Raw genomic sequence first — 24,887 nt, 5'->3', positions numbered from 1 at the left:
AGGGATATCGACACATGAGCAAACCGATTCATTTTCCGCCTGATTTCATTTGGGGTAGCGCCACTTCCGCCTACCAGATCGAAGGCTCGCCGCTGGCCGATGGCGCGGGACCGAGTATCTGGCAGCGCTTCTGCGCGGTGCCCGGCAACGTGCGTGACGGCGACAACGGTGACATCGCCTGCGACCATTACAACCGCTACAAGGAAGACGTGGCGCTGATGGCCAGACTGGGGCTGAAAGCCTACCGCTTCAGTGTATCGTGGAGCCGCATCCTGCCGCAGGGGCGTGGCGCGGTCAATCAGCCCGGGCTGGATTTCTACAGCAAACTGATTGACGAGTTGCTGGCGCATGGGATCGAGCCGATGGTGACGCTGTATCACTGGGACTTGCCGGCCGCGCTGGACGATCGCGGCGGCTGGCTCAATCCCGATATCGCCGACTGGTTCACGGACTACACGCGCATCCTGTTCAAGGCCTTCGATGGACGCGTCAAATCCTGGGCCACCCTGAACGAACCCTGGGTGGTGACGGACGGCGGCTACATGCACGGCACGCTGGCGCCGGGGCATCGCAACCTGCACGAGGCGGCGTTGGCCAGCCATAACCTGATGCGTGCGCACGGCAGTGCCGTCCAGGCCTACCGCGAAATCGGGCGGCATCAGATCGGCATCGTCGTCAATATCGAACCGAAGTACCCCGCCAGCCAGTCGCAGGAAGACCTTGACGCGACCCGCCGTGCCGACGCCTATATGAATCGCCAGTACCTCGATCCGATTTTTCTCGGCAGTTACCCACCGGAGCTGAAGCAGATGTTCGGCGACGCCTGGCCGGACTGGCCGGCGGCCGATTTCGATCTGATCGGCCAGAAGCTGGATTTCGTCGGCATCAATTACTACACGCGCAGCGTGGTGCGCAACGAGCCGTCCAACTGGCCGCTGAAGGTGGCCCCGGTGCGCCAGCCGCAAGCCACCTACACCGAAACCGGCTGGGAAGTCTTCCCGCAAGGACTGACCGACACGCTGACCACCTTCACTCAGCGTTATGGCCCCATGCCGGTGTACATCATGGAAAACGGTTCAGCGTTCTACGATCCGCCGAACGCGGAGAACGGCCGCGTGCACGATCCGCTGCGGATCGATTGTCTGCGCAAGAATATGCAAGCCCTGAGCAATGCGCTGGCGCAGGGTGTCGATGTGCGCGGCTACATGGTGTGGTCGCTGCTCGACAACTTGGAGTGGTCGCTGGGCTTTGCCAAGCGCTTCGGCATCGTCCATGTGAATTTCGAAACGCAGCAGCGCACGCTGAAAGACAGCGCCTACCTGTATGCCGATATCGTCGCCAGCAATGGCGCCTGCCTGAACCCAACCGTATAACGACCATGACCAATGTACTGATGCGCCATGCGCAATTGCTGTCGAACGGCAGCTTCACCACTTTGCTGACCGGCGCCGGCACGGGCTTCAGCCGTGTTGGCGACACCACGCTGTCGCGCTGGAATGGCGACCGCATTGAAGACGCGGAAGGCTACTTCTTCTACCTGCGCGATACCGAAAGCGGCAGGCATTGGCCGCTGGGCGCGCAGCCCGGTGGCGGCGTCGCCGCGCAACGCGCCGCTGGCGGTGATGCCGGCAGTTGCTGGATCAGCGCCACCGCTGATGGCATCGAGGCGCGCCTGGAAGCGGCGCTCGATCCTGAGCGGGACGTGGAGGTGCGCAGCATCCTGCTTAGTAACCTGTCGGACCGCGCGCGCAAGATTGAGCTGACCAGCTATCTGGAAGTGGTGCTGAACCGCCAGTCCGAGGAAGCAGGGCATCCTGCGTTCTCAAAATTGTTTGTGCAGACCGAGCATGATGCCGGCAGTGGAGCGCTACTGGCGCACCGCCGCCCACGAGGCGAGGGCGAGGCCGGACTGTGGATGGTGCATGCCGCCGCCGGTGGCGAGGCCGCCGGCTTTGAAACGGACCGCACGCGCTTTGTCGGCCGTGGCCGCGATCTGCGCACGCCGGTGGGGATGGATGGCGCCTTGTCCGGCACCGCAGGCAATGTGCTGGACCCGGCTTTCAGCCTGCGCCGCAGCGTGGCGCTGGCCCCGGGCGGACAGGCGCGCGTGGTGTTCGTGCTCGGTGCAGCACCCAGTCGCGATCAGGCGCTGGCGCTGGTCAGCGCGGCGAGCGGGGATGGCCTGCCGCTGCTTGCCGCCGCGCGCACCGCCGGCGAAGCGCTGCGCCAGCAGATTGGCCTGAGCGCGGAGCAGGCTGCATACTGCCAACGACTGGCAGGCGCGATGCTGTATGGCCAAGCGGGCCTGCGTCTGCCACCAGCGGCAATTGCCGTGGCCAGCGGCCTGATCGCCGCGCCAATTGACGCGGGCGTAGCCACCGGTGAAGTTGGCGCGGCGGCGCACGGCCTGCCGCCGATCGATGTGCTGCTGTGGGCCACGCGGCCTGGTGACGCTGATGTGGAACTGGTGCTGCAGGCGCGCCGCTACTGGGCCGCAATGGGGCTGCACTTCAACGTGCTGCTGCTGGGGGGCGACGGCGCCTGGGCCACTGACGACGGTCTGCACGTCCGCGATCATGCCAGCCTGTCGACTGCCGATCTGGCGCATATCGAACTGAATGCTCTGCTCGTGGTGCGCGATGGCTTGCCAGCGCTGGACACGTCCGATGGCGCAGCGCTTTCCACGCCGATTGCGTCAAATACGCCCAAAGCCACGCTGGCCAACGGCCCGGCCGCAGTCAGCAGCGATGCAGCGCTACGCTTCTTTAACGGCAACGGCGGCTTCACTGAAGCGGGCGATGAATATGTGATCCGCATGGACTGGGACGCCGATCGCGGCCTGCATCGCCCGCCGCTGGCGTGGACCAACGCCATCTCCAACGAACATTTCGGCTTCCTGGTCAGCGACAGCGGTGCGGGCTACACCTGGAGCCGCAACAGCCGCGTGCATCGCCTGACGCCGTGGTATAACGATCCGATACGCGATCCGCATGGCGAGGCGTTATATGTGCGCGACGAAGACAACGGCCAATTCTGGTCGCCGGTACCCGGTCCGGCGACGGCATGCGCAGGCTACGAAGCGGCGCACGGCTTTGGCTATACGCGCTTCCGCCATATCAGCCATGGGTTGGAGCAGCAAACCACGATGTTCGTGCCACGTCACGATCCGGTGAAACTGGTGCGCGTGCGGGTGACCAATCATGGCGATACCGCGCGCCGCCTGTCGCTGTTCTCGTATCAGCGCCTGGTGTTGGGCGGCACGCCCGCCGACAGCAGCCGCTTTGTCGTGACCGAACACGATCCTGCTGGCGTGCTGCTGGCGACCAATCCATTGGCCGGGGTATTTGCAGACGGCGTGACCTTCGCCGCCGCCTTGGCGGCAGATAACGCCGCAGTGCATCACAGCGCCGACCGCGCCGCGTTTATCGGCCTGCATGGCAGCACGGCGCAACCGGCGGCATTGGCCGCGCCCCGGCTGGATGGCGTCAGCGGCGCGGGACTCGATCCCTGCGCGGCCTTGCAGGTGGTGCAGGAGCTGGCGCCGGGCGCCACGCTGGAATGCGTTTTCCTGCTCGGCGAGACTGTGGAGCGCAACGCCGCGCTGGAGCTGGTACGGCGCTATTCGACGCCCGGCGCGGTGCAGCAGGCTTACGACGAGATTACCGCCTTCTGGCGCAAGACCGTCGGCGCGGTGCAGGTGCGCACGCCGGCGCCGGCAGTTGACCTGATGCTGAATGGCTGGTTGGCCTATCAGAACCTGAGTTGCCGCATCTGGGGCCGCTCGGCCTTCTATCAGTCCGGCGGCGCGCTGGGGTACCGCGACCAGTTGCAGGATTCCAGCGCCATGATTTATGCCCGTCCCGACCTGACGCGCCAGCAGATCCGCATCCACGCCGCCCATCAGTTCGTGGAAGGCGATGTGCTGCACTGGTGGCACACCGCGCCGATGGAGCAGGGGCTGCGCACGCGCTTCTCGGACGATCTGTTATGGCTGCCCTACATCACCGCTTTCTATGTCCACACCACCGGCGACCGCAGCGTGCTGGATGAAGTGGAGCCGTTCCTGACCGCGCGGCACCTGGAGGATGGCGAGGACGAAGTTTACCTGAAGCCCGAACTGTCAGGCGAAAGCGCCGATATCTATGAACACTGCTGCCGCGCACTGGACCGCTCGCTGACGCAGGGCGCGCACGGCCTGCCGTTGATGGGCACCGGCGACTGGAATGACGGCATGAACCGCGTCGGCCGCGAAGGGCGGGGCGAGAGCGTGTGGATGGGCTTTTTCCTGTCGCGCATCATCAAGGATTTCCTGCCGATCTGCGAACAGCGCGGCGACCACGCACGCGTGACCATCTACCGCGCCTACCACGATCATCTGGACTACGCGCTGAATGCCGATGGCTGGGACGGCGACTGGTATCGCCGCGCCTTCTACGACAACGGCGCCGTCATCGGCTCGAAGGACAGCGACGAATGCCAGATCGACGCGCTGGCTCAGGCCTGGGCGGTGATCTCCGGCGCAGCGCCGGCGCAGCGCGCCAGCCAGGCGCTGGATGCGATGGAACAGCGGCTGATCTCCGAACACGATGGCCTGATCCGGCTGCTGACGCCTGCCTTCGTCAACACGCCCAATGATCCCGGCTACATCAAAGGCTACGTGGCCGGCGTGCGCGAGAACGGCGGCCAGTACACGCATGCCGCCTGCTGGGCGGTGCGCGCCATGGCCGAAGCGGGCCGCCGCGACCGCGCCGCGCGGCTGCTGGAAATGATCAGCCCTGTCAGTCACGCGCTCGATCCGGCCGCTGTCGCGGTGTATCAGGTCGAGCCGTATGTGATTGCGGCAGACGTCTATGGCGAGGCGCCGCATGTGGGACGCGGCGGCTGGACGTGGTACACCGGATCGTCCGGCTGGATGTTCCGCGTCGGGCTGGAGTCGGTGCTGGGCTTCAGCATCGAGGCTGGCACACACATCGTATTGTCGCCGCGCGTGCCGGATGACTGGCCGGAGTTCAGCATCCAATACGCCGCGCCGGATGGCGCCAGCTATCAGATCGTGGTGCACAATCCGCAGGGCTGCGCGGGTCAGGTAGTGGGCGTTACGCTGGACGGCGTGTCGCTGGCGCCGCAAGCCGGCGCGGCGCGCATTCCGTTGTCGCAGGGCGACGGCTTGCATCGTATCGAAGTGCTGTTGGGTTAAGGGGAAGCGCATGGCAGGACTGGAGATTCAAGGTGTCCGCAAGGGTTTCGGCCAGCAACCGATTTTGCGCGGCATTGATCTGAGCATCGCCGATGGCGAGTTCGTGGTGTTCGTCGGACCGTCGGGCTGCGGCAAGTCGACGCTGCTGCGCACGATCTGCGGATTGGAGACTGTCGACGAAGGCGCGGTGCGGATTGGCGGGAAGGACATGACGCACGTGCCGCCGGCGCAGCGCGGCATTGCCATGGTGTTCCAGAGTTATGCGCTATATCCGCACATGACGGTGTACGACAATATGGGCTTTGCGCTCAAGCTGGCGGGTTTGACGCCGGAGGCCATTCGCGAAAAAGTGATGCAGGCGGCAGCCATCCTGCGCATCGAGCCGCTATTGCTGCGCAAGCCGAAAGAGCTGTCCGGCGGCCAGCGGCAGCGCGTGGCGATAGGCCGCGCGATTGTGCGCCAGCCGGAGGTGTTCCTGTTCGATGAGCCGCTATCCAATCTGGATGCGGCGTTGCGGGTGCAGATGCGCATCGAGTTAAAGAACCTGCACCGCACGCTGCGTAGCACGATGATTTACGTGACCCACGATCAGGTGGAGGCGATGACGTTGGCCGACCGCATTGTGGTTCTGCGTGGCGGTGTGGTGGAGCAGGTCGGCGCGCCGCTGGAGTTGTACCAGAAGCCGGCCAATCTGTTTGTGGCCGGTTTTCTCGGATCGCCGGCGATGAACCTGATCAGCGGCGGGGTTGAAGAGATGAATCAAGGGCGGATGATGGTGCGCGTGGCCGGCGGCGCCTTGGTGGTGGTGGCGGCGCGCGCCGGAGTGGCGACCGGCGCCGGCGTAACGCTCGGCGTCCGGGCCGAACACATGGCGTTGGAGCCGGCCAGCGACAGCGACGGCATCCATGTGGTGGTGCAGGCGGCCGAGTTGCTGGGCGACGCCAGCTACGTCTATCTGACGCCGGACGGTGGCACCACGCAGTTCATCGCCCGCGTCGATGCCGAGGCGCTGTGGAAGAATGGCCAGATGGCGCGGGTGCGGGTAGCACCGGAGCGCTGGCATGTGTTCGATCAGGAAGGCGTTGCGCTGCCTTGATTGCGCAGGCCGGGACTTGACCCGGCTTTTAAAACGGCCTATATTTAGATAACTGTCTAATTAGATGTATGCCTAATGAATGCTTCCAACAGCGCCTTCAAAGCCATTGCCGATCCCGCCCGGCGCGAGATCCTGCGCCTGCTGCGCAACGGCGAGATGACGGCCGGCGATCTGGCGCAGCAGTTCGACATTAGCAAGCCGACCATGTCGCACCATTTCTCGGTGCTGGCGGAAGCGGACCTGATCACGCGTCGGCGCGAAGGGCAGACCATCTGGTATGGACTCAATACGACCGTGCTGCAAGACGTGCTGTCCTGGATGATGGACCTGGCCGGCGCCGATACCAAGGGGAGAAAAAAATGAAGCCACGCGCAATCATGCTGTGCTTCTTGATGATCCTGGCCATGGCGGCCGTCACCGCGTATTACTATTCGTCGCTGCCCGAAATCATTCCGGTGCACTGGAACGCGGCCGGCAAGGTCAATGGCTACGGCGGACGCTGGCAACTGTGGCTGGCCGGTCCGGGCACCATGACCGGCATGCTGCTGTTTGCGATGGCGATACCGTGGCTGTCGCCCGAAAAATTTGAAGTGAAAAGCTTCCCGGAGACCTATAGCTATATCATGGCGGCGGTGGTGGCGCTATTTGGCGGCATCGAGATTATCATGCTATGCGGCGCGCTGGGTGTGCAGCTGCCGACGGTACGCGTACTGCTTGCCCTGATCTTGCTGGCGCAGGTTTTGATCGGCAACTCAATGGGTAAGGTACGCCGCAACTTCTTCATCGGCATCCGCACGCCGTGGACGCTGGCCAGCGAAGCGGTGTGGTACGCCACCCATCGACTGGCGGCGCGGCTGATGGTGGCCAGCGGCTTGCTTGGCCTGCTGGCCGTGTGGCTGGCCGCCCCGTACTGGGTGCTGTTGGTGCTGATGAGTGCATGGGCGCCGCTGGCGGCAGCTTATTCGCTGCTGCTGTATAAACGTCTTCCTCAGTAATTGGAGAAAAGTATGCGTTTCAAATTCATGTTGCCGTTGTTGATGGTGTCGGTATCGGCGATGGCTGCGCAACGGCCGGTATCGGTGGAAGTGGGCGGCGGCGCCGTCTATGGCACCGAGCTGACACCGGATGGCGTGAGCGGCAAAGTCCCGGTGGTGGTGCTGCACGCCGACGCCGGCCCCACCGACCGCGATGGCAACAGCACCACGCAGTTCGGCGCCAACGATGCCTTGCGCTTGCTGGCCGAAGCGTTGGCAAAGAAAGGCATCGCCTCGATCCGCTACGACAAGCGCGGCGTCGCCGCCAGCGCGCTGCCAGTGTGGAAGGAAGAGGATCTGCGCCTGGATGACTGCATCGGCGACGCTACGGCGTGGCTGAAAAAGTTGCGCAGCGATGCGCGCTTTTCGCGCGTGGTGATGGCCGGTCATGGCGAAGGCGCATTGATCGCGTCCGAAGCTTGCGAGCAGGGCGGGGCCGATGCCTGCGTACTGATCGCGGGCACCGGCCGTTCGGTCGAAGAACTGCTGCGCGAACAGATGAAGGAGCAATTGCCGCCGCCAATGCAGGCTGAAAGCGACCGCATTCTGGATGAGCTCAAGGCCGGAAAAACCACCAGTAATGTGCCGCCGCCACTGATGTCGGTGTATAACCCGGACGTGCAGCCCTATCTGATCTCCGCGCTACAGCACGACCCGCGCAAAGCCATCGCCGCGTTAAAAATGCCGGTACTGATCCTGCAAGGCAGCACCGACATGCAGGTTAAGGCGGACGACGCCAAGGCGCTGGCGGAAGCTGCGCCGAAGGCCCGGCTGGTGACCGTCGACGGCATGAACCACATCCTGAAACTGGTGCCGGATGACGAGGCCCAGCAAATGAATTCTTACGCTACGCCGACGCTGCCGGTGGCGCCGCAACTGATCGACGCCTTGAGCAGCTTCGTCAAGGCGCCGTAAGCACGGGGTATCAGGCGATATTGTCGGCGCCTGGTGCGCCGAACAGTTGCTGCTTGAGGAGGTGCAGCTGGTCGCGCACTTGCGCGGCCTTTTCGAATTCCAGATTCTTCGCGTGATCCAGCATGGCTTTCTCCAGCCGCTTGATCTCCTTGCTGATCTGCTTCTCGCTCATCGATTCGTACTTGGCCGCTTCCTGCGCCACCTCCAGCGTTTCCTTCGCGTCCTTCTCGTTGTAGACACCATCAATCATGTCCTTGATGATCTTCTTCACGCCGCGCGGCACGATGCCGTTGGCTTCATTGAAGGCGATCTGCTTGGCGCGCCGGCGTTCGGTCTCGCCGATGGCGCGCTCCATCGAATCGGTCATGCGGTCAGCGTACAGAATAGCGACGCCGTTCAGGTTACGCGCCGCGCGGCCGATGGTCTGGATCAGCGAGCGATCGGAACGCAGGAAGCCTTCCTTGTCCGCGTCCAGAATCGCCACCAACGACACCTCCGGCAAGTCCAGACCCTCGCGCAGCAAGTTAATCCCGACCAGCACATCAAAGGTGCCGATGCGCAGGTCGCGCAGTAACTCGACGCGCTCCACGGTTTCGATATCGCTGTGCAGGTAGCGCACCTTGATGCCATGGTCGCTCAGGTACTCGGTCAGCTGTTCGGACATGCGCTTGGTCAGCGTGGTCACCAGCACGCGCTCGTTCTTGGCGACGCGGTCTGTGATCTCGGACATCAGATCGTCCACCTGCGACAGGGCAGGGCGTACGATCACCAGCGGGTCTACCAGGCCAGTCGGCCGCACCACTTGCTCTACCACCTGGTCGGCATGGGACTTTTCGTATTCGGCCGGCGTGGCGGAGACAAAGATGGTCTGCCGCATCTTGCCTTCGAATTCCTCGAATTTCAGCGGACGGTTGTCCAGCGCCGACGGCAGGCGGAAGCCGTAGTCGACCAGGTTGGTCTTGCGCGAACGGTCGCCGTTGTACATTGCGCTCAACTGGCCCACCAGCACGTGCGACTCGTCCATGAACATCAGCGCGTCTTTCGGCAGATAGTCCACCAGCGTTGGCGGCGGTTCGCCCGGCATGGCGCCGCTGAGGTGACGCGAGTAGTTCTCGATGCCCTTGGTGAAGCCAATTTCCGCCATCATCTCCAGGTCGAAGCGGGTGCGCTGTTCCAGGCGCTGTTCCTCAATCAGCTTGTTCTCCTTGCGGAAGAACTCCAGCCGGTCGCGCAGTTCCAGCTTGATGGTCTCGATCGCGCGCAGCACGGTGGAGCGCGGCGTCACGTAGTGCGAGCCGGGATACACGGTGAAGCGCGGAATCTTCTGCTTGACGCGGCCGGTCAGCGGATCGAACAGCTGGATCGATTCCAGTTCGTCGTCGAACAGGTCGAGGCGCACCGCGAGGTCCGCATTCTCGGCCGGGAAGATGTCGAGCGTATCGCCGCGTACGCGGAAGGTGCCGCGCCCGAAGTCCACTTCATTGCGCGTGTACTGCATCTGGATCAGGCGCGCGATGATGTCGCGCTGCGAGACGCGATCCTTCTGGCGCAGCGTCAAAATCATCTGGTGGTATTCGTTTGGATTACCGATACCGTAGATGGCCGACACGGTCGCCACGATCACCACGTCGCGCCGCTCCATCAGCGACTTGGTGCACGACAGGCGCATCTGCTCGATATGCTCATTGATGGACGAATCCTTTTCAATGAACAGGTCGCGCTGCGGCACGTAGGCTTCCGGCTGGTAGTAATCGTAGTAGGAGACGAAGTATTCGACCGCGTTCTCCGGGAAGAATTCGCGGAACTCCGAGTACAGCTGCGCCGCCAGCGTCTTGTTCGGCGCGAACACGATGGCCGGACGGCCCTTGCGGGCGATCACGTTGGCCATTGTATAGGTCTTGCCGGAACCGGTCACGCCCAGCAGTGTCTGGAAGAACAGGCCATCGTCGATGCCTTCGCACAGCTGGTCGATCGCCACCGGCTGGTCGCCGGCGGGCGGGAAGGGCTGGTGCAATTTGAACGGCGAATCGGGGAACGTCACCACGGTTGCCTTGGGGAATTCTGCTACAGGTAAATCAGCCATCGTGCTCAGACCTTTGTTAGAATAATGGCCTGCCAGCGGCCTGAAGTCGGTATTTTAGGGGCGCTGTCTATACATCTCTGCTGCGAACCGCTTCCAATCGAATCCAATCTTATCATGACGAATCCTAGCTTGTTCAGCGCCATCGACATGGCACCGCGCGACCCTATCCTGGGTATTACCGAGGCGTTTAACGCCGACATCAACCAGAACAAAATCAATCTGGGTGTTGGTGTTTATTATGACGATAACGGTAAGGTGCCTCTGCTATCGTGCGTACAGAAAGCGGAAGAAATCCTGATCGCCACGCCAGCGCCGCGCACCTACCTGCCGATCGAAGGTCTGGCGGCCTACGACAAGGCAGTGCAAGAGCTGGTATTTGGCGCCGACAGCGCTGTAATTCAAGAGAAGCGTGCGGTCACCGTGCAAGCCATCGGCGGCACCGGCGCCCTGAAGATCGGCGCCGACTTCCTGAAGCGCTTTGCGCCGGACGCCGAAGTCTATATCAGCGACCCAAGCTGGGAAAATCACCGCGCGCTGTTTGAAAGCGCCGGTTTTAAGGTCAATAACTACGCGTACTTCGACGCGGCGACCCACGGCGTCAATTTCGCCGGCATGATCGCCGACCTGAAAGCCATGCCGCGCGGTTCGATTGTGCTGCTGCACGCCTGCTGCCACAACCCGACCGGCGCCGACCTGACCGCAGACCAGTGGACCGAAGTCATCGGCACCATCAGCTCGGGCGGCCTGGTGCCCTTCCTGGACATGGCTTACCAGGGCTTTGGCGCCGGCATCGCGGAAGATGGCGAAGTGGTGCGCCGCTTCGCTGCCACCGGCGGCCCGCTGCTGGTGTCGAACTCGTTCTCCAAATCGTTCTCGCTGTACGGCGAGCGCGTGGGCGCGCTGAGCGTGGTGGCAGCATCGGCTGACGAAGCGGCCCGCCTTATGTCGCAACTGAAGCGCGTGGTGCGCACCAACTATTCCAATCCTCCGGTACACGGCGGCAAGGTAGTAGCCACCGTGCTGACCACGCCGGAACTGCGTCAGCTGTGGGAAGACGAACTGGCCGGCATGCGCGTGCGCATCAAAGAAATGCGCGAAGCGTTCGTGCAGAAGCTGGCTGCCAAAGGCCACGACTTCGCCTTCGTGCGCGACCAGATCGGCATGTTCTCGTACTCGGGCCTGAGCAAGGCGCAAGTGGAGCAGCTGCGCGCTGAATCGATCTACGCCGTGGACACCGGCCGCATTTGCGTGGCGGCGTTGAATTCGCGCAATATCGACATCGTTATTGACGCCATCGCCAAAGTGCTCTAAAATCTCGTTTCTTCGCGCTGCGTTGTACAGCACGTGAAGGATGGCAACATGAAATACCGCAGTAAATCGCATCTTGCTGATGTGAAAGAAACAGTATAAAATGTTGCCTCTATTCCCTGATAGCTCAGTTGGTAGAGCGACGGACTGTTAATCCGCAGGTCCCTGGTTCGAGTCCAGGTCGGGGAGCCAGAATACTAAAAGCCCAATCTTTCGAGGTTGGGCTTTTTACATTTGAATGATTGATATGGAAAACAACGATCAGCGTTACCTGGTGCAGCAGAACAAAATCAGCGACGGCGACATGAAGCCGCCGGTATTCGCCAAGGTCATGCGCAGCAAAGAGGGCGTGTTTGAAGGCGTCTCCTTTATCAAGAATAAAGAGAAAGCCACCGTGATGACCATCGCGGAAGCGGAAGAGGCGATTGCCTGGGCCACCAAAAAGAAGCCAGGCGCCCAGGAATACGCCACCAAGATCATCTGCCTGGGGCAGTAAGCTAAATCGGGCTAAAAAAACCTGTTTTAGCTCTAGGCAAATCGGCTTCTGACCGATACAATTCGGGCCTCAATTCCCTGATAGCTCAGTCGGTAGAGCGACGGACTGTTAATCCGCAGGTCCCTGGTTCGAGTCCAGGTCGGGGAGCCACAATTTAGAAGCAGCACAATTCCCTGATAGCTCAGTTGGTAGAGCGACGGACTGTTAATCCGCAGGTCCCTGGTTCGAGTCCAGGTCGGGGAGCCAGAACACTGAAAAGCCCAATCTTCGCGGATTGGGCTTTTTGCATTTCAGAGACTCTTTCTTGCGGATTGTGGCGTTCACGGATTTTGCATTTTTGCACCGAAAGTTCACAAAACACACGATTCAGGTAGACGAGAATCTTGCACCTCGGTATTCTGGATCTGATTTCCGCCACAGAGTGGAATGCGTTTTCATCTAAAGAAAGTAACAGAGGTAGAAATATGAGCGGCGAAAACGAAGCGATTGTCTACGGCACGGAAGACTTGTTGTCGAGTCTGTGCAACTCGGTCACCCGGGTGCTGAATGTGGCAACGCAAAGCAAGGTGAATTATTCCGGCATGGTGCAGCGGATTACCAAGGTCGGCCTGAAGCCCGACATCGGCTGTTTCGTGCTGTTTGACGGCGGCTTTACCGGCCTAGTGGTGCTGAACTTTGCCGCCGATACCGCGATGGAAATCTACGAGCGCTACATGCTGCACATGGGCATGCCGAAGTCGGAACTGGCCAGTTCGCACACGTCGGACGAAGTGTCCAACATCCTCGGCGAGCTGATGAACCAGATCGTCGGCGACTTCACCGGCAAGATCCGCCGTGAGCTGCAAACCAACATCACGCAGAATCAGCCGAAAATGCTGGTGCTGAACAAGCAGATCGTGCTCAGCGTCGATACCCCGCTGGACCGTCCGGAAATGCGCCGCGTCAGCTTCTATACCGAGAAGAGCAACATCTTCTACCTGGAACTGGCGATCGACCGCACCGAGTTCATCCGTCTGCACGATTTCGACTCCAGCGAAATCAGCGATCCGGATGCGCTGCTGGACCAGGAGCGCGACAGCCAGAAGTCGGCCAGCGCGCCGGCCGTGTCGTCCGCCGATGACGAAGCCGACGAATTGCTCAAATCGCTCGGCATGTAACCCCTCCCCACCACGGCCAGCCTGCGCTGGCCGTGCGTCATTTGCGCAACAGCGCAGCCGCCGTATCTCCCCGCCAAGCTTGTCGAACGCACCACACTGTGGACAAGCCGACACGCGTAAACCACTGAATATTCAGTTATTGCATATGCTTAACCGAATTTCTAACAGTTAATTTGGTTTTAGATATATTCAGCTTGCAATACCCACTATCAATAAAAGAAAATATCGCCTTTCAAAAAAGTCAGTGCACTATTGCTAGTTTCCGCAACGGCGTAGAGGCCTTGCGCTACCACGATCACGACAGATGACCGGGTGGTGACCAAAAATAAGAGAAAGCAGGAGACAACTGTTTCTAACTCTTTGCACTACATTTAAATCGGGAAATTGAATGATCAAACTGTCGAAGATGCACAAGCGCCTGCTGGCGCTGAGCGCCGTGTTGCCTATCGGTACCGCCCTGGCCCAGACTGACGCCGCCAGCACCACCCAGCCACAGCTGGAAACCGTGACCGTGACCGCCCAGCGCCGCGCGGAAAACATCAAGGATGTACCGGTCTCCGTGACCATGCTGAGCGGCGAAAAGCTGGACGTGCTGCTGTCCGGCGGCCAGGACATCCGTTTCCTGGCAGGCAAAGTGCCTTCGTTGAACGTTGAGTCGTCGAACGGCCGTACCTTCCCACGCTTCTACATCCGCGGCTACGGCAACACCGACTTCTCGACCTTCGCCTCGCAGCCAGTGTCGCTGATCTATGACGACGTGGTGCAAGAGAACGGTATCCTGAAAGGCTTCCCGGTGTTCGACGTCGCTGGTGTCGAGGTCCTGCGCGGCCCACAGGGCACGCTGTTCGGCCGCAACACCCCAGCCGGTGTGGTCAAGTTTGATTCGGCCAAGCCGAACCTGGACAAGATCGAAGGCTACTACAGCGCTTCGCTGGCCACCCACAAGACCTCCAGCGTGGAAGCCGCCGCCAACATTCCGCTGTCGAGCGAATGGGCGATGCGCGTGTCGACCCTGCGCCAGCACCGCGACGACTTCGTTGACAACACCTTCACCAAGCAGAACGACTCGCTGGAAGGCTACAACGAACACGCCGAGCGCGTCCAGTTCCTGTACCAGCCAAGCACCACCTTCAACGCCCTGTTCAACGTGCACTCGCGCACCACCGACGGCAGCGCCCGTCTGTTCCGCGCCAACATCATCAAGAAGGGCACCAACGATCTGGTCGACGACTACGACTTCACCAAGATCAACACCAACGGCCTGAACATGCAGAACCTGCGCACCAACGGCGCCAACGTTCGCCTGACCTGGGATCTGGGTTCGGTCAAGCTGTTCTCGATCACCGGCTACGAAGGCGTGGACAACTACTACAGCCGTGGCGACATCGACGGCGGCACGCCGACCGGTCCAGGCTTCATTCCGTTCCAGGTACAAACCGGTGGCGGGCTGAGCGGCCTGAAGCAGTACACCCAGGAATTCCGCGTGGAGTCGAAAAACCCAGGTCCGCTGAACTGGCAGACCGGCGTCTACTACTTCAAGGAAAGCGGCGACGGCTACAGCGACAACTTCGACAGCAACACCCAGCTGCAGACCTCGCACCTGGCCAGCCATCAGAACAACGAAGCCTATGCGGTGTTCGGTTCGGTATCGTATGACGTGTCGAGCGACTTCACCGTGCGCGGCGGCGTGCGTTACACCCACGACCAGAAAGACTTCCGCACCGTGTCGGCAGTCAACGTGGTGCAGGTCGGCGCCACCTCGGTGGACGAGAGCAAGAACAAGGCAAACTGGGATCTGAGCGGCACCTACAAGCTGAACAAGGACGTCAGTGCCTACGCCCGCGTAGCGACCGGCTTCCGCGCACCATCGATCGCAGCGGCGTCGGCGTCGGTGCCGATCACCGTGGCCGATGCGGAAACCATCACCTCGTATGAAGCCGGCATCAAGGCCGACCTGTTCAACCGCCGCGCCCGCGCGTCGCTGAGCGTGTTCGACTTCGAAGTCAAGAACCAGCAGCTGACGGTGGTTGGCGGTAACTCCAACGTCACCAAGCTGATCAACGCTGCCAAGAGCAAGGGTCGCGGTCTGGAAGGCGAGATCGAAGGCTTCATCACGCCGGACTTCAAGACCACGCTGAGCGGTTCGTACAACTTCACCAAGATCGAAGATCCAAACCTGTACGTGGCGAAATGCGCACAGTGCACGATCACCGATCCGATCGGCGCCAACGGCCTGGTCTCGATCAACGGCAACCCGCTGCCGCAAGCAGCCAAGTGGATCTTCAACGCCACCGCGCGTTACAACTGGCCACTGGCGAACGGCAACCTGTTCGTGCTGACCGACTGGTCGTACCGCAGCAAAGTGAACTTCTTCCTGTATGAAGCGAAAGAGTTCACCGGCAAAGCCCTGACCGAAGGCGGCCTGCGCACGGGTTACAACTGGGATGGCGGTAAGTATGAAGTCGCAGCCTTCGTGCGTAACATCACCGACAAGCAACAAGTCATCGGCGCGATCGACTTCAACAACCTGACCGGCTTCGTCAACGAGCCACGTCAGTTTGGCGTGCAGTTCCGCGGCAACTTCTAAGAAATTGCCGTTCAGCCTAGACAGCTGATATAACTTGGCCGCGTTCCGCAAAATTGATTTTGTGGGCGCGGCCACTTTTCTTCTGCGCAGCTAAAAGCGCTGCGTCGCCCCGCACGCTGCCATCCCCAGCAAGTCACTCGGAGCCCGCTCTCGGCGCGCCGTTCGCCCCATTTCTCCTGGCTATCTATCCTATCCTTTTGGAAAGGATAAGTTTCCACGTGGAAAATTCCAGTACAATTCATTCATCGACATACGCCGCCTAGATCCGCCGCGTAGTGTCCCTCCGATTTAATGGTAAGTCTTACCTCAATCATCGTCGCCAGCAAACGCGATATCCATTTATTCCCGGCCCATGCCCGCCGCTGTCATTCGAAACGGATTCCCCTTCGCCATGTTGTCGTGGCCAATCCGTAAAGATTTTCCTTGCAAAGGAGCAGCAAAATGAAAATAACAAATCTGAAAATCGGAGCCCGGCTTAGCGGGGCCTTCGCCATCGTTCTGGCAATGCTGGTCGGTGTCTCCATTGTTGGCTTGACGCGAATGGCGGCAATCCAGGCATCGATGATCGAGATCACCAAGGGCAATGATGTTGAGGCAAACCTCGCTTCCGATATGAAGCTAAGCCTTGATGATCGTATGATTGCTCTGCGCAATGTGGTCCTGCTGGAGGATCCACAACAGATGCAGCAGCAGGTGGACCGGGTCACCGCGCAAAGCAAGCTTTACGACGCCGCTGAGGAGAAGCTGCGAGCGACCTTCTTTACTTATGGCATCAACGCCGATGAATCCAAGCTGCTGGCTGAGGTCAAGGAAAGTAGCCTGGCTGCTCAGCCACTGATCCAAAAGGTGCAACAGCTTGGCCTGGCAAACAATAATGCCGAGGCAGTACGACTTTTGATGGGCGACTTGCGCACCGTGCAGAATCAGTGGACTGCGCGCTTAGCATCCCTCGTCGCGTCGGAACGCCAGCAAAACGAGGATCTGATTGCCGCTGCTGACGATGCTTACGCGTTCGCGCGCAATATCGTGCTCGCCTTGGCTACGGCTGCGGTGGCCGTTGGGGTTACGCTGGCACTACTGATTACGCGCAGTATCACTGCCCCCATTAACCGGGCTGTAGAAATAGCCCAGACCGTTGCGGCCGGCGACCTGACCAGTCACATCGAGATCCACGGCACTGACGAAACCAGCTTGTTGTTGAGTGCTCTTAAGACTATGAATGAGAGTTTGCAGCAGATCGTTAGCCAGGTCCGGAACGGTACCGAAACCATGACCACGGCGTCGCAAGAAATCGCGTCCGGTAACCTGGATCTCTCTTCCCGCACGGAACAGCAAGCAAGTTCGCTTGAAGAAACCGCATCCTCAATGGAAGAGTTGACCAGTACCGTCAAGCAAAATGCCGACAACGCCCGTCAGGCAAACAACCTGGCCAACACCGCGTCGGAAGTCGCCACCAAAGGCGGTGCCGTGATCGCTGACGTGGTAAGCACGATGGGCGACATCAATGCCTCGTCGAAGAAAATCGTTGAAATCATTGGCGTGATTGATGGTATCGCGTTTCAGACCAACATTCTGGCGCTGAATGCGGCAGTCGAGGCGGCGCGTGCGGGTGAGCAGGGACGAGGCTTCGCCGTGGTGGCAACTGAGGTGCGCAACCTCGCTCAACGCAGCGCGGCGGCGGCGAAGGAAATTAAAACGCTGATCAGCGATTCGGTCTCAAAAGTTGAGTCTGGAACGCAGCTGGTTGACCAAGCTGGTGCGACCATGAGCGAAGTGGTGGACAGTGTGCGGCGAGTGAGCGACATCATTACCGAAATCACCGCCGCCAGCCAGGAGCAAAGCCTGGGCATCGAGCAGGTTAATCAAGCGATCATTCAGATGGACGGCGTAACGCAGCAGAATGCCGCTCTGGTTGAGGAGTCTGCTGCTGCTGCCGAATCATTGCAGGACCAGGCCGTTGCACTGTCGCACGTCGTGGGGAAGTTCGTGTTGCATCAGACGGCTGTCATGCGCTGACAGAACCGGCCCGGGCCGCCAAACCGCGTTTTTCCGGCATTCCTAAGTCAGACTAGACAGCAGAAAACCGGCCGTATATAATGCGGCCTCTTTTCCCTGATAGCTCAGTTGGTAGAGCGACGGACTGTTAATCCGCAGGTCCCTGGTTCGAGTCCAGGTCGGGGAGCCAGAATAAAAAAAGCCCAATCCTTACAGGTTGGGCTTTTTGTTTTTACAGGCCTTTTACCTGCAGGGTTTGCGCCGGCGTTTTAATGTCGAACAGACGGTCGATATTGGGGTGTTTGCCTGGATTGGTGCGGGCATCCTGCGTGTGTTCGGCATAAATCTTCAGGCCGAGCTGCGCTGCTTCTGGGGTAATCGCGCCGAGTGTTTCGGCCAGCCAGCCATACACCCGCAGTGATCCCGCCTGGCCTGGTTTATTTTCGATCGTTGCCACTGGCGTGCCGGACTGGTCGATCAGTTCGATGGCTGCAACTGTATCCATGGCAGGAAGCAGGGACAGATTGTCGGAAAATTTATCGTTGAAGCTAGGTAGTTGCATAGGGACTCTTACACCTGTTCATGGGGTTAAAAACAGTATTTTGTCATATGCGGAAGAAAAAAGGCCCGTGAGCAATCACGGGCCTTTTGCGTTTAGACGCGGATTTACTTGGCCAGACGACCTGCGATGTCAGCCACACGCTTGCCGTAGGCTTTGGCGGTATCTAGGTCGCCTTGCGGGATTTCTTCCACGCTGGCGTCCGATGGCGATTGCACCAGCAGGCCGACCGAGCCGCCCAGGTTGTTGATGTCGGTGCGCTGCGCGGCCTTGGTGTTGGCCGGTGGCAGGCCCAGGCTGACCCAGATGCCGCCGTGTTGCGACGCCAGCGTTTGCAGGGCGATCAGCGACACTTGCTTGTCGCCGTTGAAGCTGGCGCTGTTGGTGAAGCCGCCAAACACTTTGTCTTGCCACGCGCGGCCGAACCACGGCTTGGAGGTGGCGTCGGCAAATTTTTTGAACTGCCAGCTTGGGCTGCCCATGTAGGTCGGGGCGCCGAAGATGATGGCGTCAGCCGCTGCCAGTTTCTCCCAGCCGCCTTCCGGCAGGTTGCCATCGGCATCGATGGCCAGCAGTTCGCCGCCGGCGCCTTCGCTCACGTACTCGGCGACGCGCTTGGTATGGCCGTAGCCCGAATGGTAGACAACGATAGTCTTGCTCATATATGCCCTTGTGTGGATGTTGGATTCTGAAGTGTAAAGCACCAATACCGGACTCGTAAGTACGCACCTAAAAGTTAGTGCTGGCTACTGCCCATGGGAGGATTGGAGCGTGCGCCACGGATGGCTACACTCAGCAATCATACTAGCTGGCAGCAATCAAGCTATCTGCCTATTGTCAGACCTTAGACCTTTCCCTGGAGATTCGACTATGAGCGGTACGGCAGCAGACTACATGGCACATACCCTGGCTCAGGCCGGCGTCAAGCGCATCTATGGTGTGGTGGGCGATTCTCTGAACGGTTTTACCGACTCGCTGCGGCGCCAGAAGGAGATCGAGTGGATTCATATGCGTCACGAGGAGGGGGCGGCCTTTGCCGCCGGCGCCGAAGCTCATTTGACCGGCGACCTGGCGGTCTGCGCCGGGAGCTGTGGACCCGGAAACTTGCATCTGATCAACGGTCTGTTCGATTGCCAGCGCAGCGGCGTACCTGTGCTGGCGATTGCCGCGCATATTCCGAGCAGCGAGATCGGCATCGATTATTTCCAGTCCACCCATCCCGAGAGCCTGTTCAAGGAGTGCAGCCATTATGTCGAGCTGGTGTCGAATCCGGCCATGCTGCCGCAAGTTCTGCAGCGGGCAATGCGGGTGGCGGTGGCCAAGCGTGGCGTGGCGGTGGTGGTGATTCCGGGCGACGTTGCGCTGAGCAAGTTGGACGCCAAACCGCCGCACTGGCTGCTGCCCACGCCGCCGGTGGTATTGCCGGCCGCTGCCGAGATCGATCAATTGGCCGAGTTGCTGAATGGCTCGGAGCGGGTAGCGCTGTTCTGCGGCGCCGGTTGCGCCGGCGCGCACGCGGAAATCATGCAACTGGCGCACACGCTGCAAGCGCCGATTGTGCATACCTTGCGCGGCAAGGAGCATCTGGAATACGACAATCCCTACGACGTCGGCATGACCGGCCTGGTCGGCTTTGCATCCGGCTACAAGGCCATGAAGCGTTGCGATACCTTGCTGATACTGGGCGCCGATTTTCCCTATCGCCAGTTCTTCCCCGAGCAGGCGAAGATTGCCCAGATCGACCTGCGGCCGGAAGCGCTGGGCAACCGTTGTCCGTTGACGCTGGGATTGCTTGGCGGCGTCAAGGACACGCTGGACGCGCTGCTGCCGAAGCTGGCCGTCAAGAGCGACAGCAGCTTCCTGCACAGCGCGCAGGAAGACTATGTGACGGCGCGCAAGGATCTGGATAGTCTGGCCGAGCTCGATGAGAGCACGCGCACGATTCACCCGCAGGCCGTCACCCGGCTGGTCAGCGAACTGGCGGCGGACGATGCCATCTTCACCTGCGATGTCGGTACGCCGATCGCGTGGACGGCGCGCTATCTGAAGGTGAACGGCAAGCGGCGCATCGTCGGCTCGTTCAACCACGGCTCGATGGCCAATGCCATGCTGCACGCGATTGGCGCGCAGGTGTCGCATCCGGACCGGCAGGTGATTTCGTTCTCCGGCGATGGCGGCTTTTCGATGATGATGGGCGAGTTTGTCACGCTGTTGCAACTGGGGCTGCCGGTGAAGATCATCCTGCTCAACAACGGCACGCTGGGCTTCGTTGAAATGGAGATGAAGGCCAACGGTTTCCTCGATACCGGCTGCGATTTGCACAATCCTAATTTCGCCGCGATGGCGGAGGCGATGGGCATCAAGGGCATCCGGGTAGAGCAGCCGGGACAGCTGGAGTCGGCGATCCGCGAAGCCTTGGCGCATGATGGTCCGGCGCTGGTGGACGTGGTCAGCGCCCGCCAAGAATTGATCATGCCGCCGACCACCACGGCCGAGGAAGCCGGAAAATTCGGCTTGTTCATGCTGAAAGCGGTGATGGACGGCCGCGCCGCCGAGCTCATCGACTTGGCGAAGGTGAACCTGTTGCGCTAGTCAAGCCAAAGTGCCGCAGTGGCTGCAATGGAACGCCAGTAGACGTCGCGGCTGGCCACATTGCCGGCAAGGCGCTGTCTGGCTGGCGCCGCAGACTTCGCACCAGCCTTGTTCCTTGCCGCGCAGTTTTTCACCGCAGTGCTGGCATTGGGCTTTGCGCAGGCGAATCAGGCGCAGCCGGGCGGTACTGAACAAGGTGCGTTGTGCGATGTAGATCAGCAGCAGCCCGCCGGCGATGCAAGCAAAGATGAGCAGGTAGTACCAGATGAAGCCGAGTCGCCATTGTTCGAGACTCCGCAGCAGCCAGTAGAGCAATTCCTCCGGCAGCAGTTCTTCAACAAAATACAGTAGCCGCAATAGCATCGGAATGGCGCATACGAGGATGATGTGTGATGACACCAGAATCTGGGTATCTTGTTGCCGCTTGATTGAATACGCGTTCCAAAAGATGGCAAATAGCAGCGGTATCAAGATAAAGACTGCCTGGATGCCCAACACTTTCAGGGGGTACCAGAATTGCCAGCTTTCGTAGCGAATCTCTTCCTTCTTGAATTCGCTATCGATGGGTAAGGATGCCAGGTACTGTAGGTAGGCAAGGATGTGAGGGTTTTGTGCCATGGCGATAGCTGCGTTATGCTGCTGCTGTTTCAAAGCGGCCAACGTCTCAGTCAATTCGTCGATGGTGCTTTTAGTGTGTGTCGCATCGGCTGGCAGAATGGAGTCGCTGCGGCTTTGACGGGCGATTTTCTCCAGCAGTGCCGTGCTATAGCTGCTTTTCAGTTCTTTGATCTCAGACTCGACCTTGTCAATTTCGGTTTCGAGCGCTTTGCGCTCCTCGGCCAGTGGTCGTAATTGCGGCATCGCATTATCGATGGCGGCCAGCCATTTGTCCCGGATTTGAACGCAGATTGCCGGGATTTCGTCATACGTATTACTGAAGCCGTTGCTAACGGCTGCTTTGTTGTCTTTTACCGCGGTGACAAACCAGCCGATGGCAACCGCACGTTCGGCAGGGGTGCTGCGCGCAAGGAATTGCTGAGACGCCGTCGCACAATTGTCTGAGATAGGATGAACGGGGTACGCAATGGTGCGACCGGCGTGTTGTGTGCCCTCAAATAGCAGGCTCAGCACGTATCCGTCCAGCGCAAATACAAGCAGGAGCGCAAACCAGGACAGGCGCCGTGTGCCAGTGTGGCGCGTTAGTCTTTGCCATTTGGATTTGATTGCTTTCGTGATTGCAGCCCACATGGTCATCGCTCCATTGATCGGGGTAGACGTCTATTGTTGACTGATCGGGGCAGGGAAGAATTGCTATTGGTCAAATTCAGGGGGGCAAGCGCGTTTCTCTCTCTTCGGTGATAATCGGCCTATCTTTTCTTTTGTGAGCCCGTATCCCATGAGCGATCTGTCCGCATTCCCTATCACCGGCAAATGGCCGGCCCAGCATCCTGAGCGCATTCAGCTGTACTCGCTGCCGACGCCGAACGGCGTGAAGGTGTCGATTGCGCTGGAGGAAACCGGGCTGGCCTACGAGCCGCATCTGGTCAGCTTTGAGACCAACGATCAAATGTCGCCGGCCTTCCTGTCGTTGAATCCGAACAATAAGATTCCCGCCATTCTCGACCCGAACGGGCCGGACGGCAAGCCGCTGGCGCTGTTCGAGTCCGGCGCGATTCTGCTGTATATCGCCGACAAGACCGGCCAGCTGATTCCGCAGGATGCGGCAGGTCGCTACGAAACCATCCAGTGGCTGATGTTCCAGATGGGCGGCGTGGGGCCGATGTTCGGCCAGGTCGGCTTCTTCCACAAGTTTGCCGGCAAGGATTACGAGGACAAGCGTCCGCGCGACCGTTACATCAACGAAGCCAAGCGTCTGCTGGGCGTGCTGGAGCAGCGTCTGGAAGGTCGTGAGTGGATCATGGGCGATACCTACACCATCGCCGACATCGCCATCTTCCCGTGGATTCGCAATCTGGTCGGCTTCTACGGCGCCGGCGATCTGGTCGAGTTCAGCAAGTTCACCAATGTGCAGCGCGTGCTGGCGGCCTTCGTTGCGCGTCCGGCCGTGGCGAAAGGCCTGGAAATCCCCAAGCGCGGTTAATTAGTGCGCCGGTGCGCGGCAGGCGGCGTCCGTATCCCAGCGGCCGGAGCAGATGCGCGAGCGGCACAGCATGCCTTCGATTACGCCCAGCTGTTTGCAGCGCGCTAGCAGTTGCGGGGTGGTGTCGCCGTCCTGGCGCTCGACGACGTCGCGGCTGCGTTCGGGCGTGACGGAGGTTGGTTTGCCGGCGTGCGCCACCAGTGCGGTGAGGAGGGTGACGTCGGTGTCGGCGCTGATTGGCGGCGTGGCGCTGGCTGGCGTGGCCGGTGTGCGCGCTAGCGGCTTGCTTGTTGCCGCGCCGGTCGCCCGTGGCGTCTGCGGATGAACGGCAGACGGTGGCGTTGCATTCGCCGCACTCGCCGAGTTGGCCGCGTTGGCGATGGCCACCGTCGCTGCAGTCGGCGTCTCGGTCTCGACGACGGCCTCGTCCGCCGCTACATTGACGATGGCGGCTGCCTGCGCCGTCTCCGCCACAGGCTGAGCGGGCGCCGCATGGCGTGTCGCTACATGCGCAATCGCGCCGCCACTGGCGCTGCTGCGGAACGTTCCCGGCGTGATGGTACGGTCGTGCAACAGCCACGCCATGACGCACATCAATAGCAACAAGCCAAACAATCCTATCGTCCAGCCATCGATGGTCCAGCCCGGCACGCTGGCGGCGCGGACTGGCGTTTTGGCGCCATGCTCCAGATGCGCCAGGATGCGCTTGTCCGTCGCCGGACGGTGTGAACTGGCGGCGCCGGCCATCAGGTCCGGCTTCGGTTTCGACGTTTCCACAATATCCCCCTTGCATTTGATCTGGCCGATATCGCCGTGCTGCGAACGGCCTACGATGCAGTGTCCGGTCTGCGGCAGGGGACCGTTTTGATGGAGCGCACCATGTTTCTCTTTTCCATGCTGTTGTTCTTCGTTTTGACGTGTTTTTGCGCCTGGTTGCTGCTGTTTCCGGCCGGCCGGGAAGTGGTGGTGCAGTCGCTCGGCCTGTTGGGCATCCGTATGGGACGGCGTTTGCGCGGCGGTTATCAGCAGGGCGTGCAGCAAGCGGCAGGCCTGGGCCGCGAGGCGGGCGGCCGGGTGCATCGTCTATTGAGTTTTTTGAAGCGGCGCTATCTGCTGTTGCTGGCCGCCATGGTGCTGCTGACGGTGCCACCGCTGCTGGCGCTGATGCTCAGTGGCCGCAGCATGCTGTCCGGCTACGACAGCGATACGCACGCCATCAACGACCAGATCGCCGGTCTGCTGCAAGGGGAGCAACTGACTGCGCCAACGCCACCACCGCCGCTGGTGTTCACTACCGCCGAGGTGACGCTGGTGCGGCCGATGCTCGACAGCGCCAACCGCAACTGGCAGCTGCTCGATCCGGCCTTCGCGCAGCGCCTGCTGCTCGTGTTTCGCATCATGAAGGAGCGCCACGGCTACGACATGGCGATCCTGGAGGGCTACCGTAGCCCGGAGCGGCAGAATACGCTGGCCGCCGCCGGACCCAGCGTGACCAATGCCAAGGCTTTCCAGAGCTATCACCAGTTCGGCCTGGCCGCCGACTGCGCCTTTCTGCGCGACGGTAAACTGGTGATCTCGGAAAAGGATCCCTGGGCCATGCGCGGCTACCAGCTGTACGGCGTCGCCGCCGAAGCGGCCGGCCTGACCTGGGGCGGGCGCTGGACCATGATGGACTTCGGCCACACCGAATTGCGCGTGCCGGGCACGGTGAAGAAGTAAGCGCCATTGTTCTTGCGCAAGAAATTCCCGCTTTGTTGGTGGCAACAT

General features: G+C 60.7%; 19 protein-coding genes and 4 tRNA genes. 18 read left to right on the top strand and 5 right to left on the bottom strand.

Annotation, left to right across the window (positions count from 1 at the left end):
- Positions 1-14: 14 nt before the first annotated feature.
- The 6 genes from HH213_RS02280 to HH213_RS02255 all read left to right on the top strand — a co-directional run bounded on the left by HH213_RS02280 (position 15) and on the right by HH213_RS02255 (position 8,242).
- Positions 15-1,373, top strand: a complete 1,359-nt coding sequence (locus tag HH213_RS02280; protein ID WP_169110523.1) for a GH1 family beta-glucosidase — start codon at positions 15-17, stop codon at positions 1,371-1,373.
- Between the two features lie 5 nt (positions 1,374-1,378).
- Entirely contained in the window at positions 1,379-5,197 is a 3,819-nt protein-coding gene (locus HH213_RS02275) for a GH36-type glycosyl hydrolase domain-containing protein (protein ID WP_217363485.1), read from the top strand.
- A 10-nt stretch (positions 5,198-5,207) separates the two neighbouring features.
- Positions 5,208-6,293, top strand: a complete 1,086-nt coding sequence (locus tag HH213_RS02270) for an ABC transporter ATP-binding protein (protein ID WP_169110521.1) — start codon at positions 5,208-5,210, stop codon at positions 6,291-6,293.
- Positions 6,294-6,368: 75 nt separating this feature from the next.
- On the top strand, positions 6,369-6,656 hold the full coding sequence (locus tag HH213_RS02265; RefSeq protein WP_169110519.1) for an autorepressor SdpR family transcription factor: 288 nt from the start codon (positions 6,369-6,371) through the stop codon (positions 6,654-6,656).
- On the top strand, positions 6,653-7,288 hold the full coding sequence (locus HH213_RS02260) for an SdpI family protein (protein ID WP_169110517.1): 636 nt from the start codon (positions 6,653-6,655) through the stop codon (positions 7,286-7,288). Before HH213_RS02265 ends, HH213_RS02260 begins: the two co-directional genes overlap by 4 nt.
- A gap of 12 nt (positions 7,289-7,300) precedes the next feature.
- Positions 7,301-8,242 (top strand): alpha/beta hydrolase, encoded by a 942-nt coding sequence (locus HH213_RS02255; RefSeq protein WP_169110515.1) that lies wholly within the window; start codon positions 7,301-7,303, stop codon positions 8,240-8,242.
- A gap of 10 nt (positions 8,243-8,252) precedes the next feature.
- Here the strand turns inward: HH213_RS02255 and uvrB are convergent, their stop codons facing one another.
- Positions 8,253-10,361, bottom strand: a complete 2,109-nt coding sequence (uvrB, locus tag HH213_RS02250; RefSeq protein WP_371875706.1) for an excinuclease ABC subunit UvrB — start codon at positions 10,359-10,361, stop codon at positions 8,253-8,255.
- A 78-nt stretch (positions 10,362-10,439) separates the two neighbouring features.
- On the opposite strand from uvrB, the gene HH213_RS02245 reads away from it, so the two are divergent.
- From HH213_RS02245 to HH213_RS02205, 9 genes are all read left to right on the top strand, one after another.
- Positions 10,440-11,636: an amino acid aminotransferase gene (locus HH213_RS02245; protein WP_174864381.1), complete on the top strand. Its 1,197-nt coding sequence runs from the start codon at positions 10,440-10,442 to the stop codon at positions 11,634-11,636.
- Positions 11,637-11,749: 113 nt separating this feature from the next.
- A tRNA-Asn gene (locus tag HH213_RS02240) sits at positions 11,750-11,825 on the top strand.
- A gap of 55 nt (positions 11,826-11,880) precedes the next feature.
- A complete protein-coding gene (locus HH213_RS02235) occupies positions 11,881-12,129 on the top strand; it encodes a hypothetical protein (protein WP_110849044.1) in 249 nt (82 codons plus the stop codon).
- Between the two features lie 74 nt (positions 12,130-12,203).
- A tRNA-Asn gene (locus tag HH213_RS02230) sits at positions 12,204-12,279 on the top strand.
- 20 nt (positions 12,280-12,299) lie between these two features.
- Positions 12,300-12,375: transfer RNA gene (locus tag HH213_RS02225), tRNA-Asn, on the top strand.
- A 218-nt stretch (positions 12,376-12,593) separates the two neighbouring features.
- Positions 12,594-13,286 (top strand): DUF3334 family protein, encoded by a 693-nt coding sequence (locus tag HH213_RS02220; protein ID WP_110849043.1) that lies wholly within the window; start codon positions 12,594-12,596, stop codon positions 13,284-13,286.
- A 388-nt stretch (positions 13,287-13,674) separates the two neighbouring features.
- The gene (locus HH213_RS02215; protein WP_169110511.1) at positions 13,675-15,873 is read left to right on the top strand and encodes a TonB-dependent receptor; all 2,199 of its coding nucleotides are present in this window, start codon (positions 13,675-13,677) and stop codon (positions 15,871-15,873) included.
- Between the two features lie 441 nt (positions 15,874-16,314).
- Positions 16,315-17,889 (top strand): methyl-accepting chemotaxis protein, encoded by a 1,575-nt coding sequence (locus HH213_RS30505; RefSeq protein WP_169110509.1) that lies wholly within the window; start codon positions 16,315-16,317, stop codon positions 17,887-17,889.
- A 93-nt stretch (positions 17,890-17,982) separates the two neighbouring features.
- A tRNA-Asn gene (locus HH213_RS02205) sits at positions 17,983-18,058 on the top strand.
- Positions 18,059-18,100: 42 nt separating this feature from the next.
- Here the strand turns inward: HH213_RS02205 and HH213_RS02200 are convergent.
- Together HH213_RS02200 and HH213_RS02195 are read right to left on the bottom strand one after the other, a co-directional pair.
- Entirely contained in the window at positions 18,101-18,373 is a 273-nt protein-coding gene (locus HH213_RS02200) for a DUF2322 family protein (protein ID WP_371875692.1), read from the bottom strand.
- A gap of 161 nt (positions 18,374-18,534) precedes the next feature.
- Positions 18,535-19,089, bottom strand: a complete 555-nt coding sequence (locus HH213_RS02195; protein WP_110849040.1) for a flavodoxin family protein — start codon at positions 19,087-19,089, stop codon at positions 18,535-18,537.
- Positions 19,090-19,297: 208 nt separating this feature from the next.
- Here HH213_RS02195 and poxB point away from each other — a divergent pair, with 208 nt between their 5' ends.
- Positions 19,298-21,019 carry a ubiquinone-dependent pyruvate dehydrogenase gene (gene poxB, locus HH213_RS02190; protein WP_169110504.1) on the top strand — a complete coding sequence of 574 codons (1,722 nt, stop codon included), beginning with the start codon at positions 19,298-19,300 and terminating at the stop codon, positions 21,017-21,019.
- Here poxB and HH213_RS02185 read toward each other — a convergent pair whose 3' ends face one another.
- Entirely contained in the window at positions 21,020-22,267 is a 1,248-nt protein-coding gene (locus tag HH213_RS02185; RefSeq protein WP_169110502.1) for a coiled-coil domain-containing protein, read from the bottom strand.
- Positions 22,268-22,415: 148 nt separating this feature from the next.
- Here HH213_RS02185 and HH213_RS02180 point away from each other — a divergent pair, with 148 nt between their 5' ends.
- Positions 22,416-23,120: a glutathione S-transferase N-terminal domain-containing protein gene (locus HH213_RS02180; protein ID WP_110849038.1), complete on the top strand. Its 705-nt coding sequence runs from the start codon at positions 22,416-22,418 to the stop codon at positions 23,118-23,120.
- Here the strand turns inward: HH213_RS02180 and HH213_RS02175 are convergent, their stop codons facing one another.
- A complete protein-coding gene (locus tag HH213_RS02175) occupies positions 23,121-23,897 on the bottom strand; it encodes a hypothetical protein (RefSeq protein WP_169110499.1) in 777 nt (258 codons plus the stop codon).
- Positions 23,898-23,999: 102 nt separating this feature from the next.
- On the opposite strand from HH213_RS02175, the gene HH213_RS02170 reads away from it, so the two are divergent.
- Positions 24,000-24,839: a M15 family metallopeptidase gene (locus HH213_RS02170; protein WP_169110497.1), complete on the top strand. Its 840-nt coding sequence runs from the start codon at positions 24,000-24,002 to the stop codon at positions 24,837-24,839.
- Positions 24,840-24,887: the final 48 nt, after the last annotated feature.

Source organism: Duganella dendranthematis (genome assembly GCF_012849375.1).
GTDB classification, from domain to species: domain Bacteria; phylum Pseudomonadota; class Gammaproteobacteria; order Burkholderiales; family Burkholderiaceae_D; genus Rugamonas; species Rugamonas dendranthematis.
Note: the sequence above shows the minus strand (reverse complement) of the source record. Positions and strands in the feature narration are given on the sequence as shown.